The sequence below is a fragment of the Dyella monticola genome (assembly GCF_003363155.1).
GTDB classification, from domain to species: Bacteria; Pseudomonadota; Gammaproteobacteria; order Xanthomonadales; family Rhodanobacteraceae; genus Dyella_B; species Dyella_B monticola.
Window position 1 is genome coordinate 20,591 of sequence record NZ_QRBE01000001.1, and the last position, 17,290, is coordinate 37,880.

15 protein-coding genes are annotated in these 17,290 nt (G+C 61.9%); 10 read left to right on the top strand and 5 right to left on the bottom strand.

Annotated features, from left to right (window positions below; translation table 11 throughout):
* Position 1: 1 nt before the first annotated feature.
* From ftsW to lpxC, 8 genes are all read left to right on the top strand, one after another.
* Positions 2-1,240: a putative lipid II flippase FtsW gene (gene ftsW, locus DWU98_RS00100; RefSeq protein WP_115493459.1), complete on the top strand. Its 1,239-nt coding sequence runs from the start codon at positions 2-4 to the stop codon at positions 1,238-1,240.
* Positions 1,237-2,310, top strand: coding sequence for an undecaprenyldiphospho-muramoylpentapeptide beta-N-acetylglucosaminyltransferase (gene murG, locus DWU98_RS00105; RefSeq protein ID WP_115493460.1), 1,074 nt, complete (start codon positions 1,237-1,239; stop codon positions 2,308-2,310). Before ftsW ends, murG begins: the two co-directional genes overlap by 4 nt.
* Positions 2,307-3,749, top strand: a complete 1,443-nt coding sequence (gene murC, locus DWU98_RS00110; protein WP_115493461.1) for a UDP-N-acetylmuramate--L-alanine ligase — start codon at positions 2,307-2,309, stop codon at positions 3,747-3,749. The genes murG and murC overlap by 4 nt, the downstream gene beginning before the upstream one ends.
* A complete protein-coding gene (locus tag DWU98_RS00115; protein WP_115493462.1) occupies positions 3,746-4,684 on the top strand; it encodes a D-alanine--D-alanine ligase in 939 nt (312 codons plus the stop codon). Before murC ends, DWU98_RS00115 begins: the two co-directional genes overlap by 4 nt.
* Positions 4,681-5,418: a cell division protein FtsQ/DivIB gene (locus DWU98_RS00120; RefSeq protein WP_115493463.1), complete on the top strand. Its 738-nt coding sequence runs from the start codon at positions 4,681-4,683 to the stop codon at positions 5,416-5,418. The genes DWU98_RS00115 and DWU98_RS00120 overlap by 4 nt, the downstream gene beginning before the upstream one ends.
* Positions 5,415-6,647, top strand: a complete 1,233-nt coding sequence (gene ftsA / locus DWU98_RS00125; RefSeq protein ID WP_115493464.1) for a cell division protein FtsA — start codon at positions 5,415-5,417, stop codon at positions 6,645-6,647. The genes DWU98_RS00120 and ftsA overlap by 4 nt, the downstream gene beginning before the upstream one ends.
* A 122-nt stretch (positions 6,648-6,769) precedes the next feature.
* Complete coding sequence (gene ftsZ / locus DWU98_RS00130; RefSeq protein WP_115493465.1) at positions 6,770-7,951, top strand: cell division protein FtsZ; 1,182 nt, start codon at positions 6,770-6,772, stop codon at positions 7,949-7,951.
* A 486-nt stretch (positions 7,952-8,437) separates the two neighbouring features.
* A complete protein-coding gene (lpxC, locus tag DWU98_RS00135) occupies positions 8,438-9,352 on the top strand; it encodes a UDP-3-O-acyl-N-acetylglucosamine deacetylase (protein ID WP_115493466.1) in 915 nt (304 codons plus the stop codon).
* 223 nt (positions 9,353-9,575) lie between these two features.
* Here lpxC and DWU98_RS00140 read toward each other — a convergent pair whose 3' ends face one another.
* Positions 9,576-10,055, bottom strand: coding sequence for a DciA family protein (locus tag DWU98_RS00140; protein WP_115493467.1), 480 nt, complete (start codon positions 10,053-10,055; stop codon positions 9,576-9,578).
* Between the two features lie 29 nt (positions 10,056-10,084).
* On the opposite strand from DWU98_RS00140, the gene DWU98_RS00145 reads away from it, so the two are divergent.
* Both DWU98_RS00145 and secA read left to right on the top strand, forming a co-directional pair.
* Complete coding sequence (locus DWU98_RS00145; RefSeq protein WP_115493468.1) at positions 10,085-11,017, top strand: M23 family metallopeptidase; 933 nt, start codon at positions 10,085-10,087, stop codon at positions 11,015-11,017.
* 179 nt (positions 11,018-11,196) lie between these two features.
* Positions 11,197-13,926 carry a preprotein translocase subunit SecA gene (gene secA, locus DWU98_RS00150; RefSeq protein ID WP_115493469.1) on the top strand — a complete coding sequence of 910 codons (2,730 nt, stop codon included), beginning with the start codon at positions 11,197-11,199 and terminating at the stop codon, positions 13,924-13,926.
* A 154-nt stretch (positions 13,927-14,080) separates the two neighbouring features.
* Here secA and DWU98_RS00155 read toward each other — a convergent pair whose 3' ends face one another.
* The 4 genes from DWU98_RS00155 to pdxA all read right to left on the bottom strand — a co-directional run bounded on the left by DWU98_RS00155 (position 14,081) and on the right by pdxA (position 17,278).
* On the bottom strand, positions 14,081-14,929 hold the full coding sequence (locus DWU98_RS00155; protein WP_115493470.1) for a symmetrical bis(5'-nucleosyl)-tetraphosphatase: 849 nt from the start codon (positions 14,927-14,929) through the stop codon (positions 14,081-14,083).
* A 51-nt stretch (positions 14,930-14,980) separates the two neighbouring features.
* Positions 14,981-15,364, bottom strand: coding sequence for a Co2+/Mg2+ efflux protein ApaG (gene apaG / locus DWU98_RS00160; RefSeq protein ID WP_115493471.1), 384 nt, complete (start codon positions 15,362-15,364; stop codon positions 14,981-14,983).
* A 112-nt stretch (positions 15,365-15,476) separates the two neighbouring features.
* A complete protein-coding gene (rsmA, locus tag DWU98_RS00165) occupies positions 15,477-16,289 on the bottom strand; it encodes a 16S rRNA (adenine(1518)-N(6)/adenine(1519)-N(6))-dimethyltransferase RsmA (protein ID WP_115493472.1) in 813 nt (270 codons plus the stop codon).
* Positions 16,286-17,278, bottom strand: coding sequence for a 4-hydroxythreonine-4-phosphate dehydrogenase PdxA (gene pdxA / locus DWU98_RS00170; RefSeq protein WP_115493473.1), 993 nt, complete (start codon positions 17,276-17,278; stop codon positions 16,286-16,288). The genes rsmA and pdxA overlap by 4 nt, the downstream gene beginning before the upstream one ends.
* Positions 17,279-17,290: the final 12 nt, after the last annotated feature.

Sequence of the window (17,290 nt, forward strand, 5' to 3'; positions counted from 1 at the left end):
CATGTTCGGTTTCGACACAACCCAGGCAAAGCGCCGACAGGGTCCGCGCGGCAAGTTCGACTTGCCGTTGCTGGTGGCCCTGGTCGGGCTCGCCTGCGTGGGTGTCGTAATGGTGACGTCGAGCTCGATTGCTGTGGCTGACAGCTCGCACCTGGGCCAGTTCTATTACCTCAAGCACCACCTCATGTATCTCTCGCTCGGCCTGCTGGTGGCCGGCGTCGCGATGCGCACCGAGCTGAAGGTGGTGGAGAAACACGCGTTCTTCTTGATGCTGCTGGCTTTCATCATGCTGCTGGCGGTGTTCGTGCCGCATCTTGGCATGCGGCTGAATGGCGCGCGGCGCTGGCTGAATCTGATCGTCACCTCGTTCCAGCCGGTGGAGGCGGTGAAGTTGATCCTGGTGGTGTATCTGGCCAGTTACCTCGTGCGGCATCGGGAAAGCATCGAGACGCGCTTCCTTGGCCTGGTCAAGCCGATCGCCGTATCGGGCGTGATCGTGCTGCTGCTGCTGGCCCAGCCCGACTTCGGCTCGGCCACGCTGGTGATCGCGGTGACGATCGCGTTGGTGTGGCTGGGCGGGGCGCGTCCTCTCTTCCTGATGATCATGGGCATGCCGCTGATGCCGCTGCTGGCGATTGCGGCGACCAGCGAAAGCTATCGCATGAAGCGTCTCACCTCGTTCATGGATCCGTGGAAGGATCCGTTCAACGATGGCTTCCAGCTCACGCAATCGTTGATGGCGATCGGGCGTGGCGAATGGACTGGGGTGGGTTTGGGTTCGAGCGTGTTGAAGCTCTCCTATCTGCCGGAAGCACACACCGACTTCATCTTCGCGGTCATTGGCGAGGAGCTTGGCCTGGCCGGGATTATCGGCGTGATGTGCCTGTTTACGCTGGTGGTATGGCGGGGGCTATACATCGGCTTGAAAGGCGTGGAAATTGGCCAGCGCTTCGCGGGTTACATCGCGTTCGGCATCTCGCTAATGATTGGTTTCCAGACAATGGTGTCGATCGGCGTGAATCTGGGCGCGCTGCCGACCAAAGGCCTCACCTTGCCGTTGATCAGCTACGGCGGCTCGTCCATCGCGCTGACCTGTGCGATGGCGGGCGTCTTGCTGCGCGCGACGTACGAAATCAATCGCGCGCTCGATGCGCGGCAGATGGCTACGCGCATGCCGGCAGCCGCAGCACCGGATGCAAACCCGAACGGCACGCGTGAGCGCGAGGCGGTGGCGGCATGAGCGCGAACGCTCCCGTGCTGATCATGGCTGGCGGTACCGGCGGTCACATCTTTCCCGGTCTTGCCGTGGCCGAAACGCTGCGCGCACAGGGCGTGCCGGTGGTGTGGCTGGGCGCGGAAGGGGGCATGGAAACCAAGGTCGTGCCTGCACATGGCATTGAGCTGCACACCATCGCCGTGGGCGGTTTGCGTGGCAAGGGTTTGAAAACACGGTTGCTCGCACCGTTGATGTTGATGCGCGCATTGCTGTCGTCGCTTGCTGTTTTGCATCGCCTGAAGCCGCGCAGCGTGTTGTCGATGGGTGGGTACGTCGCCGGTCCTGGCGGCGTGGCAGCACGTCTGTTGCATCGTCCGTTACTGGTGCACGAACAGAACCGCGTGGCAGGCTTCACCAATCGCAAGCTGGCTGCGCACGCGCGGCGTGTGATGGCGGGCTTTGCCGATGCGCTGCCGAACGCCCAGTGGGTGGGCAATCCGGTGCGCGGTGCGATTGCCTCGTTGTCCTCGCCGGTGCAGCGCATGGCGGAACGTAGCGGTAAACCACGCTTGCTGGTACTCGGTGGCAGTCTGGGTGCGCGCGCATTGAATCTGTCCGTGCCGCAGGCGCTCGCGCAAATGCCGCTGGAAGACCGGCCGGACGTGCTACATCAATGTGGCAATCGCGGCATCGACGAGGCGCGCAAAGCGTATGCCGATGCCGGCGTCGACGCACGCATCGTGCCGTTTATCGAAGACATGGCCGGCACCTACGCCTGGGCCGATCTCGCCGTCTGCCGAGCAGGCGCGCTGACGCTCGCTGAACTTACGGCATGCGGGCTGGGTGCAGTGCTGGTGCCGTTCCCGCATGCGGTGGACGACCATCAAACCCGCAACGCAGAGGCATTGGTCGCCGCGGGCGCGGCCGAACTGATTCAGGAATGTGATTTGAATACGAAAGATTTGGCGCAGCGTCTGGCTGCATTGCTGGGTGATCGCGCCACGTTGCTCACCATGGCACAGGCTGCACGCACACTGGCCAAGCCGGATGCGGCGGCGGATATCGCACGCGCCTGCGTGGAGGTGGCTGCATGACGCCGCGTCGCCTGCTCGCCCACGAAGATTTGATGAGCACCTTCCGTCGCGTGCATTTCATCGGCATCGGCGGTGTTGGCATGAGCGGTATCGCCGAAGTACTGCATAACCTCGGCTATGCGGTGTCTGGCTCCGATCGCAGCGAATCGTCCACGGCGCAGCGTTTGCGCGAGCTCGGTATCGATGTGCGCATCGGCCACGCCGCAGCGCATATCGATGATGCCGATGTCGTGGTGACCTCCAGCGCCATCAAGACCGACAATCCCGAACTCGTCGCCGCCCGCGAGGCGCGCGTTCCAGTGATCCCTCGTGCGGAAATGCTTGGCGAACTGATGCGCTTCCGGCGCGGCATCGCCATTGCCGGTACGCATGGTAAAACCACCACCACCAGTCTCGTGGCGAGCGTACTGGCCGAAGCCGATTACGACCCGACCTTCGTCATCGGCGGTCAGCTCAATGCCGCCGGTGCAAATGCGCGCTTGGGAACCGGCCAGTACATCGTCGCCGAAGCGGATGAATCGGATGGTTCGTTCCTGCTGCTGTCACCGGTGATTGCGGTCATCACCAACATCGATGCCGATCATCTGGAAAACTACCAGGGTGATTTTGCGCTGGTGCGCAGGGCGTTTTCGGATTTCCTGCATCGCCTGCCGTTCTACGGATTGGCGGTGCTGTGCGTGGACGATCCGGAAGTGGCCGAGCTGGCGAAGCTCACTGCTCGCCGTGTGATGACATACGGTATCGATGCCGAGCGCGCCGACGTGCGCGCGACGAATGTACGTCAGAGCGGCTTCGAAATGCATTTCGATCTGTCGCTGCCGGGTCTGAGCAAGCCGATTCCTGTCACGCTCAATTTGCCCGGCCGGCACAACGTGCTCAATGCGCTGGCTGCCGCTTCGATCGGTTGGCAGCTCGGCGTGGAAGCCGAGGCGATCGCGCATGCCTTGGCGCACTTCCAAGGCGTGGGCCGCCGCTTTCATCGTCGTGGCGAGATTGCATTGGATAAAGGTAAGGCGATGCTGGTCGATGACTACGGTCATCATCCGCGTGAGATCGCCGCCGTGTTTGCTGCGGCGCGCGGTGGCTGGCCGATGCGTCGGCTCGTCGTCGGTTTTCAGCCGCATCGCTACAGCCGCACGCGGGATCTGCTCGATGATTTTGCCAATGTGCTTGCCGAGGCCGATGTGCTGGTGCTGACGGACGTCTATCCGGCCGGTGAAGCGCCGATCGCGGGTGCGGATGGCCGCGCCTTGGCGCGTGCAGTGCGCGCGCGCGGGAAGGTCGATCCGGTATTGATCAGCCATCCGCGCGAATTGAAAGACACCCTACCGACGCTGTTGCGCGACGGCGACCTGCTGCTGTTGCTGGGCGCCGGCGATATCGGCACCGCGGCAGTGGAGTTGGCGCAAACGGGTCATTTGAGGACGAGCGATACATGAAAAAAATTACTGACCCCGCCCAGTTTGGTCGCGTCGCCGTCGTGATGGGCGGCAGCTCGGCCGAGCGCGAGGTGTCGCTCGATTCCGGCCGCAACGTGTTGGCAGCGTTGCAAGCGCGCGGTGTGGATGCGCATGCGATCGATGGCATTCCCGCACTGCTTGATGCACTGCGCGCCGGACACTTCGCACGCGTGTTCAACATCCTGCACGGCCAGCACGGCGGTGGCGAAGATGGCGTGCTGCAGGGTGCCCTGGAATCGCTGCATGTGCCGTACACCGGTTCGGGTGTGCTCGGTTCAGCGCTGTCGATGGACAAGACGCGTTCCAAGCGCGTCTGGCAATCGCTCGGTTTGCCGACGCCAAAGTTCGTGGCGCTGCCGCGTGGCGCCGATGTGCATGCCGCTGCGAAAGACATCGGCTTCCCGCTGATCGTAAAGCCTGCATGCGAAGGTTCCAGCGTGGGCGTCACACGCGTGTTCGAGGAGAGCGGCCTGGATGCCGCCGTCGCCCTGGCGCAGAAATATCCTGGCGATCTGCTGATGGAAACGCTGATCGTGGGCGACGAGCTCACCGTGGGCATTCTCGGTCGCCAGGTGTTGCCGAGCATCCACATCGTGCCCAAGGGCGCGTTCTACGACTACAACGCCAAGTACATTGCCGAGGATACGCGTTACATCTGCCCGGGCTTGGACGGTGAGGCGGAAGCCACGTTGCGTGCGCTATCGCTGGAAGCATTCGACGCATTGGGTTGCCTGGGCTGGGGCCGCGTGGACGTGATGCGCGATCGCGAAGGCCGCAATTGGCTGTTGGAAGTAAATACCGCCCCGGGCATGACCTCGCATTCGCTGGTGCCGAAGGCCGCTGCCGTGGCAGGTATCGATTACCAGCAACTGTGCTGGCGCGTGCTCGAAACCAGCTTCAGGGAGGATGCATGAGGGGAAGCATCCGCCTCGTCGCCTGGTGCCTGGCCATCGCACTGGTGGTCTTGCCGATTGTCGGTGTGTTGAACGGCTGGTTTGCCGCCGATCGCTGGCCGGTGACGCAGTTGACGGTGCAGGCCGAGTTCAAGCACGTGAGTGCCGAGCAGATCCGCGCCGTCGTGCAGCCGCGTCTGGGCAAGGGCTTCTTTGCCCTGAATCTGGACACCGTGCAGAAGGCGGTTGCGGCATTGCCGTGGGTGGAATCGGTGGAAGCGAGCAAGCGCTGGCCCGACACCCTGTTGCTGCGCGTATACGAACGGCAGCCGTTCGCCCGCTGGAACGGCGATCAGCTGATCAGTCGCGAAGGCAAAGTATTTACCGTGCCGAATGCGGCCGATTACAACCAGCTCCCCGATCTGCGCGGTCCGGACGATCACCTTGCCGAGGTGGTGAGCTTCTTTGCCGATGCGCAGAAAGCATTCATTGGCACGCATCTGAAAATCAGCGGCGTGACGTTGACTGAGCGCGGAAGCTGGAGTGTCGCCACCGATTCAGGCGCCCAGATTGTCGTCGGCGATCGCAATCAGGCCGGCCGCCGTTTGAGCCGCTTCCTCGACGTGTATCCGGAGGTGGTTGCCGGTCATGACCAGGCTTTCGTGTACGCCGATCTTCGTTACACCAACGGCTTTGCCGTGAAATGGCCGCAAGCGACGGCCGCCCCGACTGCCGGAGGCATGCCACGCACATGAAAGGCAAAACTGAAAAGCAATTGGTCGTCGGCCTCGACATCGGCACTTCGAAAGTGGTGGCGATTGTTGGCGAATACGAGCCGGGCGAACCGATCGAGGTGATCGGCATCGGCTCGCACGTTTCGCGCGGTATGAAGCGCGGCTCGGTAGTGGACATCGAATCGACGGTCCATTCGATCCAGCGCGCCGTGGAGGAAGCCGAGCTGATGGCCGGCTGCGACATCCGCTCGGTCTACGCCTCCATTTCCGGCAGCCATCTGGAGACGCGCAACTCGCATGGCACGGCCGCCATCCGCGACCGCGAGGTGGCGCCCGGCGATCTCGATCAGGTGCTGGAAGCGGCGAGCGCAGTGGCGATTCCTGCCGATCGAAAGGTCTTATATAAGGAGTCGCAGGAATACCGCATCGATGGTCAGGACGGTATCCGCTCGCCGGTAGGCATGAGCGGGGTACGCCTGGAGGCGTCCGTGCATCTTGTGACGGGCGCGGCGGCGGCGGTGCAGAACATCAGCAAGTGCATTCAGCGCTGCGGCCTGTCCGTCGACGAACTGGTGCCTTCGGCGGTGGCGAGCGCCAAATCGGTGCTCACCGACGATGAGCGCGAGCTCGGTGTGTGCCTGGTCGATATCGGCGCCGGCACGACGGATATCGCGATCTACACGCAAGGCGCGATCCGCTACACCAGGTCGTTGCCGGTGGGCGGCGATCAGGTCACCAACGACATCGCCTACGGCGTGCATACACCGACTGCGCATGCCGAAGAAATCAAAATCAAATACGCCTGCGCGCTGGCTCAGCTTGCGCATGCCGAAGAAACCATCCAGGTGCCGAGTGTGGGCGATCGTCCGCCACGTCGCCTGGCGCGCCAGTCGCTCGCGCAGAGCGTGCAGGCGCGTTACGAGGAAATCTTCGAAATGGTGCAGGACGAATTGCGCCGCTCCGGTTACGACAGCCTGGTCGCGGCAGGGGTGGTGCTTACCGGTGGCGCGGCGCGCATGGAAGGCGCACTCGAATTGGCCGAGGAAATTTTCCACAAAATGGTGCGCGTGGGCGTGCCACAACATGTGGTCGGGTTGGGCGAGGTAATCGCCAATCCGCTGCATTCCACCGGTGTGGGTTTGCTGTTGCATGGCGCGCGTTCCGGTGGCATGCGTGTGAGTGGTCCGGCCGGCGGCAGCGTCGGTGGTTTGGTCGATAAGTTGCGTACTTGGATTACCAAGAATTTTTAGAAACGAAGGGTCAGGCGGCGCAGGAGGCGCAGCTCGGGCGAATGGAGGTTCGCTCACCACCACGGAAAGACAGGAGTCCGACCGCGGTTACAACGACAACGAAGCTCTACGGAGGACGGGAAATGTTTGAACTGGTCGAAAAACTGGCACCCAATGCGGTGATCAAAGTCATTGGCGTGGGCGGCGGCGGCGGTAACGCCGTGGCGCACATGCTCAATTCCAACATCGAAGGCGTCGAGTTCGTGGTGTGTAACACCGATGCGCAGGCCATGAAGGGCTGCGGCGGTCGCATACACCTGCAGCTTGGGGCCAACGTCACCAAGGGCCTGGGCGCGGGCGCCAATCCGGAGGTAGGCCGTCAGGCTGCACTGGAAGATCGCGAGCGCGTCGAGGAAATGCTCGAAGGCGCCGACATGGTGTTCATCACCGCCGGCATGGGCGGCGGCACGGGCACGGGCGCGGCACCGGTGGTGGCGCAACTTGCCAAAGAAAAAGGCATCCTGACCGTCGCCGTGGTTACGAAGCCGTTTCCGTTCGAAGGTCGCCGCCGCATGCAGGTTGCGCTGAAGGGTATCGAAGACCTGTCCCAGCACGTCGATTCGCTGATCACGGTGCCGAACGAGAAGCTGCTCTCGGTGCTCGGTCGTGAAGTGACGCTGCTCAACGCGTTCAAGGCGGCCAACGATGTACTGCTCGGCGCCGTGCAAGGTATTGCCGACCTGATCACCGCCCCTGGCCTGATCAACGTCGACTTCGCCGACGTGCGCACCGTGATGAGCGAAATGGGCTTGTCGATGATGGGCTCGGGCACCGCCCGCGGCGACGATCGCGCGCAAGCGGCCGCCGAAGCGGCGATCAACAACCCGCTGCTGGAAGACGTCAACCTCAACGGTGCCTGCGGCATCTTGGTGAACGTCACTGCCGGCCCGAACCTCACCATGCGCGAATTCGACGAGATCGGCCGCATCATCCACGACTTCGCCAGCGAAGACGCCACGGTGGTGATCGGCACCTCGCTCGATCCGGAAATGCAGGACGACGTGCGCGTGACGGTGGTTGCCACAGGTCTGAACCGGGCCACGGCCCGCCAGCCGGTTCGCCCGGTTGTCACCCAGCAGGTGGAGATGCGTCAGCGGCCTCGCCCGATGGTGCTGCGCACCGGGACCGGCAACGAAGTGGTCGATTACGCGCACCCAGAAGGGGTGGCCAGCAATCCACGCGGGGGCGACGCCGCCGCCAAGAGCGCTGACCCGAGCTTCGACTACCTGGATATTCCGGCCTTCTTGCGTCGCCAGGCCGATTGAGGCGTATTAATAAGTGTGAAGAAATGTGAAGAGCATGAACTAACGACACGCTAACGTGTCAGAGTTTCCTGCACCGGGCGAGGAGGGGTATCCTCCGTGTCCGTTGACGGATTGCCGCCGGCGCGCCGGCTGCGATAGGGGGCCTGACCAGCGTCGGCGAATGTCGCTTTCGTGCGTTTGAATGCGATAGACAGTGCGCCCTCAAGGATGGCGCACGATCGGCGGGCGTGGAGGTGAATCCATGCTACAGGTCCAAAATCCCGTTGCCGGACTTTTCCCGTCCCCGGCGCGGGGTTTTGTGTCAAATCGCAAGTGCTTGATCTACCTGTAGTGCTTGCAGCATTGGAATGCGAATGACTCGCATTACTAGATGAAAGGAAAATGAAGGGTTGGCCGGACTGTACGGTACGGTTTGTTTTTTCGCAGGTTAAGACTGTGTTAGCATCCCAACTCGAATTGGCTGCTGCCCCTATAGGTACCCAATAAATGATTAAGCAGCGTACGTTGAAAAACATCATCCGTGCCACCGGCGTCGGTCTGCATACCGGCGACAAGGTCTATATGACGTTGCGTCCGGCGGCAGCGAACACGGGCATTGTTTTCCGTCGCACCGATCTCAGTCCTCCGGTTGAGATTCACGCGCGTCCCGATCACGTGGGTGACACACGTTTGTCCACTACGTTAGTCAACGGAGACGTACGTGTTTCGACCGTGGAACACCTGTTGTCGGCGATGGCGGGTTTGGGCATCGACAATGCGTATGTCGATCTGTCCGCACCCGAAGTGCCGATCATGGACGGCAGTGCCGGTCCGTTCGTGTTCCTTCTGCAATCGGCGGGCATTGAAGAACAGTCCGCGCCGAAGCGCTTCATCCGCATCAAGAAGCCGGTGAAGGTGCAGGAAGGCGATAAATGGGCCAGTTTTGAGCCGTTCGAAGGCTTCAAGGTTGGTTTTTCGATCGAGTTCAATCATCCGATCATCTCCAAGCGCACGTCGCGTGCCGAGATCGATTTCTCCACCACTTCTTTCGTCAAGGAAGTGAGCCGCGCACGTACCTTCGGTTTCATGCGCGACATCGAAATGCTGCGCGAACATAACCTCGCGCTTGGTGGTTCGATGGACAACGCCGTGGTGCTCGATGACTACCGCGTGCTCAATGAAGACGGTCTTCGTTACGAAGACGAGTTCGTCAAACACAAGATTCTCGACGCGATTGGCGACTTGTATCTGCTCGGCCACAGCCTGATCGGCGCGTACTATGCGCACAAGTCCGGTCACGAGTTGAACAACAAGCTGTTGCGCGCGCTGATCGCCGACGTGACCGCGTGGGAAGAGGTCAGCTACCAGGACGACCCGGCTACCGCGCCGATCTCCTACGCTCACCCCGCCCAGGCCATCTAAAACAGCCTGTACACCTACCAATAGACCGGGTTCGAAGGAGCCCGGTCTGTTTATTTTTGTGGGCTTCGTCTTATTTTGTGATCTAAATCACATTTTGTACGGACGACGGTTCACGTTATGACCACGCGGCATAGAGACCGGGGTGGGGTATCCCATGGTATAAAACCGGCTTCCGCACCGGCGCGGGCGATTGCTCGCCTTACCCGGTCCAGACGCGTGCAGCTCAGGGCGTCGCGGAAAGGTCGGAATCAGCAGGTTCGGCGATGGACGCCAGTTCGAGGAACATTGCCCGCAATTCCGGGTCATGGATGGAACTCGCAGCGGCCTTCAGGTGAAGCGCCGCGGCGGCAGAAAGCGGTTTTGATTGCTCCGGCGGCGGGTCTGGCGGAGGAAGGGGGGCCACTTTCACGGTGACTGAGCTGGCATTGGCGCCGATGGCGCGTGCGGCAGCGAGGATCTGTGCCTGTTGCAGGCGCAGGCGCGATGCCCAGGCCGGTGAGGAAGCCAGGAAAACAAGGCGGTCACCACGGAAATTCGCGAATCTGACTTGTTCGCGCAGAGGTGGTGGCAACGTCTGGCGCAGTGCGCGGTCCAATGCCTCCAGCTTGCCGGCCTTTTGAGCCAGCGCTGCGACAGGACCCACATCGGCGATGGATTGGAGTCCATGGCCAGTGCGGTGGGAGGCGGGTACGTCGCGCTGCATCAGTAAAAAAACTTCGAACCGGTAATGACATGCAAATCATACTCGTCTCACGTGCAGGGAAGGTGCCCAGAACATTGGATCTCACCAACCCGCGTCTTCGCTGGCGTGTATGGGGCATGGGCGCCGCGATGGTGTTGGCTTTGGCGAGCGTCGGCGCGGGGTTTGCGCTGGCGGTAGCAAGTCCGCGCGATCGTGCGCTGGCTGAAATCAACGCGTTGCATCAACAGATAAAGACCCAGAACCAGCAATTGGGCGACCTGCGTGACGATGCGCATCGGCAAATGGATGCGCTCGCCATCAAGCTCGGCCAGCTTCAAGCCCAGGCCACCCGACTCAACGCCTTGGGTGAGCGGCTGGTGCAAGTCGGCAAGCTGGACAACAACGAATTCAATTTCGATCAGCCGCCGCCGGTGGGTGGTGTGGAAGTGACCGATGGCAGCAGCGCCTATGCCTTGCCGCAGACGCTGGACGCTGGCATCAATCAGTTGGCAACCCAATTCGAGACGCAGCAGGCGCAATTGAGCGCCATGCAAAGCCTGCTGCTCAATGCCCGCATCGATTCGAATCTCAAGCCGACCGGTATGCCGGCGGATGGCTACATCTCTTCTTATTTCGGCGTGCGCACGGATCCTTTTGATGGCCTCGCCGCGCGCCATACCGGTTTGGATATCGCAGTACCTTACGGCAGCCCCGTACATACCGTCGCCGAGGGTATGGTCACGTATGCCGGCGTGCGCAATGGTTACGGCAACGTCGTGGAAATCGACCACGGCAACGGCTACATGACGCGCTATGCGCACAACAGCAAATTGCTGGTGCATCCCGGCCAGCACGTTCGTGTCGGCGACGAAATCGCCGAGGCCGGCTCCACCGGCCGCTCTACCGGTTCGCACGTGCATTTTGAGGTCTGGCACAACGGCCGCGTGGTCAACCCGCTGGCGTACGTCAAGAACCACCGCTGAGCGAACGCTCGCACCAGGTCGTCGGCACCCTTGAAAGCGTGCCGCCGTACCGCCACCCCTGGGTGGGACCGGCCGCGATCCCCGCGTTTGGGATACCCGGCGGACCCTAGTATCATCAGGCCTTTGCCCGTCCGGGTTAGCTCCGGCAGGCTCCCTTAGTTTCCTGATCCGGAAGATCGATGCTCAACCGTGCCCTGACGAGCCTCTTTGGCAGCCGTAACGAACGCGTACTGCGCCAGCTCTCTAAAACCGTCGCGCGCATCAATGCGCTGGAACCTGAGTACGAGAAGCTCAGCGACGAGGCCCTGCGTGGCAAGACCGAGGAGTTCAAGCAGCGCATCGCCAAGGGCGAGGCGCTGGATAAGGTTCTGCCCGAAGCCTTCGCCGTCGTGCGCGAGGGCGCCAAGCGCGTGCTCGGCATGCGCCACTACGACGTCCAACTGGTCGGCGGCATGGTCCTGCACATGGGCAGAATCGCCGAAATGCGCACCGGTGAAGGCAAGACCCTGGTCGGTACCGCACCGGTCTACCTGAACGCGCTGGAAGGCAAGGGCACGCACGTTGTGACCGTCAACGATTACCTCGCCAGGCGCGACGCTGCCCAGATGGGCAAGCTGTACAACTTCCTGGGGATGACGGTTGGCGTGGTGTATCCGGGCATGGATCAGGCCGACAAGTATGCTGCCTACGCCGCGGACATCACCTACGGCACCAATAACGAATTCGGTTTCGATTACCTGCGCGACAACATGGCGTTGTCCAAGGACCAGCGCGTGCAGCGCGGCCTGCATTACGCCATCGTCGACGAAGTGGACTCGATCTTGATCGACGAAGCGCGCACGCCACTGATCATCTCCGGGCCGGCCGAAGATTCGCCGCAGCTCTACATCGCGGTGAACAAGATCGTGCCGCGCATGACGCGCCAGGAACTGGAAGATGGCCCGGGGGATTACTGGGTCGATGAAAAGCAGAAGCAGGTGCACCTCTCCGAAGAGGGCATGCAGCATGCTGAAGAGCTATTGCAACAGGTCAAGGTGATCGATCCGGAAGGCAGCCTGTACGACGCGCGCAACCTCGCCGTGGTGCATCACCTCAACGCCGCGTTGCGCGCCAACGCGATTTATCAGCGCGACGTGGATTACATCGTGCGCGATGGCGAGGTGATCATCGTCGACGAATTCACCGGCCGTACGCTGCCGGGTCGCCGCTGGTCCGATGGCCTGCATCAAGCGGTCGAAGCGAAGGAAGGTGTGCCGATTCAGCGCGAGAACCAGACGCTGGCCACGGTGACGTTCCAGAACCTGTTCCGCATGTACAAGAAGCTGGCCGGCATGACCGGCACGGCCGACACCGAAGCGTACGAGTTCCAGACGATCTATGGCCTGGAAGTGGTGGTGATCCCCACCCACAAGCCGATGATCCGCAAAGACAACCCGGACATGGTGTTCCTTAGCCAGGACGTGAAGTACAAGGCGGTAATCGAGGACATCAGGGATTGCCACAAGCGCGGCCAGCCGGTATTGGTAGGTACCGCATCGATCGACGTCTCCGAGCTGCTGTCCAACCTGCTGCGGCAGGAAAAGATCCCGCACGAAGTGCTCAACGCCAAGCAGCACGAGCGCGAAGCGCACATCGTGGCGCAGGCTGGTACGCCCGGCGCTGTCACCATTGCCACCAACATGGCCGGCCGCGGTACCGACATCGTGCTCGGCGGCAGCCTGGAAGCCGCGCTGGCGGCACTTCCGCCAGAGACAACCGAGGTCGATCGCGCGCGCGCCAAGTCCGAATGGCAGAAACGCCACGAGCAGGTTATTGCTGCCGGCGGCCTACACATCGTTGGCACCGAGCGCCACGAATCCCGCCGTATCGACAATCAGCTGCGCGGCCGTTCCGGCCGTCAGGGCGACCCCGGTTCGTCGCGTTTCTATCTGTCGCTGCAGGACAACCTTCTGCGCATCTTCGGCGGCGAAGGCCTCGTGCGCTGGATGAAGCGCTTCGGCATGAAGGAAGACGAGGCGCTGGAAGATCGCATGATCAGCCGGCAGATCGAAAAGGCGCAGCGCAAGGTCGAGCAGCACAACTTCGATATCCGTAAAAATCTGCTCGAATATGACGACGTCGCGAACGATCAGCGCAAGGTGATCTATCGTCAGCGCGATGAATTGCTGGAAGAAGACGACGTCTCAGCCACCATCGCGGATATCCGCGAAGACGTGGTCAGCGACTTGGTGCGTCGCTATGTGCCGGCCGACAGCATCGACGAGCAGTGGGATATCCCCGGGCTCGAGCGCGAGCTGGAAAGCGATTTCGGCATTTCGACTCAGCTCAAGTCCTGGCTGGAACAGCAGTCTGACGTCGACGCCGAGGTGATGCTGAGACATGTGCGTGCGCTGCTGGACGAGTTGTTCCAGGGCAAAGAAAAGCAGATCGGCCCGGAAACCATGCGCCAACTCGAAAAGCACATCATGCTTAGCGTGTTGGACAATGCGTGGAAGGAGCATCTTGCCAGCATGGATTACATGCGCCAGGGCATTTATCTGCGAGGCTATGCACAGCAAGATCCCAAGCAGGCGTTCAAGCAAGAATCGTTCGAGCTGTTCTCCCAGATGTTGGCGCGCATCAAGACCGAAGTGACGCAAATGCTGGCACGCATCCGCATTCGCAGCGAGGAGGAAGTGGCCGCGATGGAAGCCGAGCAGCAGCGCCTGGCCGAACGCATGGCGCGCCAGATGCAGGCCAGCGGTGGCGGTGCGCCGGCCGGTGGTGCCCTGGGTATGGATGCGCCAGCATCGCAGCACGCTGCGGTCGCGGCGGAACCGGTGGTTACTGGGCCGAAAGTGGGCCGCAACGATCCGTGCCCTTGCGGTTCGGGCAAGAAATACAAGCATTGCCACGGGCAGTTGAGCTAAGTGCCTTGAACCGTCGCCCCGGCGAAAGCCGGGGTGCGGTGACTTTCAGGTCGGCAAGCTATCCATAAAAGACTCATGTCCCGGGCTTTTGCCAGGGTGACGGTTGGCTGCTGGATTCGATACGTCGGCGACCTCGAAACAAGTGCAATAAAGCTCAATCCTCGCCCGGCATGCGTTTGCGATGCGGCTGTGCATTGACGGTGATGTATTGCGGATCCTCGCTATCCAGGCGCAGCGCGGTGAGTTTTCCACCCCAGACGCAGCCGGTGTCGATGCCATAGACACCCATGCCGACAAAGCGGTCCAGTGCCGACCAGTGGCCGCAAACGATGCGCGTATCGCGCTTGCGTATGCCGGGTACTTCGAACCAGGGATACATACCTGGCTTTTGCGTGCCGGGTGCGCCCTTGCCCTCGAAATCTATACGGCCGTTGACATCGCAAAAGCGCATGCGGGTGAGCGTATTGATGGATGCGCGCATCCGCTCGATGCCTTGCAGTCGACTGCTCCATGCTGCGGGTCGATTACCAAACAGATTTTTCAGCAGGCGTGGATGGCGCGGGCTGGAGAGTTCACGCTCGATTTCCGCCGCACAACGCTGCGCTTGCTTGAGGGTCCAGCTCGGGGCCAGTCCCGCATGCACCATGGTCCAGCCAAGAGTCTCGTCGTGATGCAGCAGCTTCTGTTGGCGCAGCCAATCCAGCAGGACGGGTGCGTCCTCTGCAAACAACACTTCGCGTAATTCCGGGTTCACGCGTGCCTGCGCGTCCTGTTTGCGTTGCGCGATGGCGAGCAAACTCAAGTCGTGATTGCCGAGGGTGACCACCGCGTTGTCGCGCAGGCTGTGCACCAGCCGCAGTGTATCCAGCGATTGGCCACCTCGATTGACCAGATCACCGCAGAACCAAAGTCGGTCGCAGGACGGATCGAAGCGCAGCTTTTCAAGCAAATGCTGCAGCTCCGGATAGCAGCCTTGGATATCGCCGATCGCGTAAACGGCCATCAGCGTGTAACCCGGGAAGTCTGCCGCGTGCGTGTCATGGGCGATCCTTGCTCAATGGAGCGTGCGGGGAATGGATAGCGTGAACGGCGGAATGGGCGCTTCGAAGCGTGTGCCGTCGTCGGCCATCATTTGATAACTGCCGTGCATGGTCCCAACGGCTGTTTCCAGAACGGCACCGGAGGTGTATTCGTAGTCGTCGCCCGGTCTCATCCACGGTTGTTCACCTACCACGCCTTCACCGTGCACCTCCTCGATCTTGCCGTTGGCATCCGTGATCACCCAGTGACGAGTGAGCAGGCGCGCAGGCACCCCGCCCGCATTGTGCAGCTTGATCGTGTAAGCAAAGACGTAGCGGTTTTCGTTGGGGGCGGATTGGTCCGAGACGAAGCGGGTTTGCACCTGCACGTCTATCGTGTAGGGGGATTTGTCGTTCATGTGCCCATTGTAGCGGGACTTGACGGCCGGAAACGGGCAGAGCGAAGGGGCTGCGACCGCCCGCGACGTGTCAGATCTTGGTGCGAGTCTGAGGTGGAATCGTGCGGATGAATCAGCTATCCACGTTCATCGCCTTTTCTTCCCCGATCTTCGCCAGCCTCACGAAATCCATGGGCGCCAGGGTCTCTGCGCGGGCCTTGGGATCGACGTCGGCCAGTCGAATGGCGTCTGCATCCATCAGCTGGCGCAACGCATTGCTGAGCGTCTTGCGGCGCTGGGCGAAGGCCGCCTTCACGATGGCATACACGCGTGCAGGATCTGCATCGTGGCGTGCATCGGCGGCAAGCGGCACCAGCCGCACCACGGAGGAGTCCACCTTGGGCGGTGGACGGAATGCGCCCGGCGGCACGTCGAACAAGGGCTCCACGCGACACGCCAATTGCAACATGACCGAGAGTCGCCCGTAGACCTTGCTGCCCGGTTCGGCGGCCATGCGATCGACCACTTCCTTCTGCAGCATGAAATGCATGTCGGTGATGGCCGCCGCGTGTTCGATGCAGTGAAAGAGAATGGGGCTGGAAATGTAATACGGCAGATTGCCGGCAACACGCAGGTGTGACATGCCGGCACGATGTGCCATGGCGGTGAAGTCGACCTTCAGCACATCGGCGTGCACAATCGACAGCTCGCCAGCACCGGCTGCCTGTGCTTGGAGTCGGGGGATCAGATCGGTATCCAGCTCGATGGCCGTGAGCTTGCCGGCGGCTGCAAGCAATGGAAACGTCAGCGCGCCTTCGCCAGGGCCGATTTCCACCAGGAAATCTTCCGGTCGTGGCGATATCGCTGCGACGATGCGTTCGATGTAACGGCGCTCGTGCAGGAAGTGCTGGCCGAAGCTTTTTTTGGGGCGGGCAGGGGCGTTCATGGACTACGACGCAAGACAAGGTCCATCGCCATGCGCGTCGCGGCGATGAGGCTGGAAGGATCAGCCTTGCCTGTGCCGGCAAGATCGAGCGCGGTGCCATGATCGACGGAGGTGCGAATGAAAGGCAGGCCGAGCGTGATGTTCACCGTGCGATCGAACGCTTCGCTCTTGAGCACGGGCAGTGCTTGATCGTGGTACATCGCCAGCACCGCGTCATAACGTGCGCGCTGGGCAGGGACAAAGGCCGTATCGGCGGGCAGCGGGCCGAGCAGCGCCATACCCTCGGCGCGCAATCGGTTCATCACCGGCACGATGACATCGATTTCCTCACGCCCGATGTGGCCACCCTCGCCGGCATGCGGATTGAGCCCGAGCACGGCAATACGCGGCTGGGCGTAACCGAATTTAGTGCTTAGTTCCTTGTGCACGATACGCAGCGTGCGTTCCAGCGAGTCGGCATTGATGGCCGCCGATACCGCGTGCAAGGGTAGGTGTGTGGTGGCTAGCGCCACGCGCAGCTCGGGACTGGCCAGCATCATCACCACGTTCGTGTGGCTGCGTTCGGCGAAGAACTCGGTGTGACCGCTGAAAGGAATGCCTGCGTCGTTGATCGAGGATTTCTGCAGCGGCGCCGTCGCGATGGCGGCATAACGGCCGCACAAAGCGCCGTCCGCGGCTTCCGACAGGGTGGCGAGCACGTGCTGTGCGTTGTGCGGATCGGGGTGGCCAGGTACTTCAGCGTTGCCCAACGGAATGTGACGAACGCGTAGTACGCCGGCCGGGCGGTGATGGACATCGCTGCCATCATCCTCGTCCAGTTGCACGGCGAGCCCGCAACGCGCAGCCGCGCGTTCCAGCAATTGCCTATCCGTGATCGCAATGAAATTGGCCGCCAACGATGTGGCGGCCAATCGCACAAGCAACTCGGGCCCGATACCGGCCGGCTCGCCCGCGGTAAGGGCAAGCCGTGGAAGCGCGCGCCTGTTCACCGCTTACCCGTG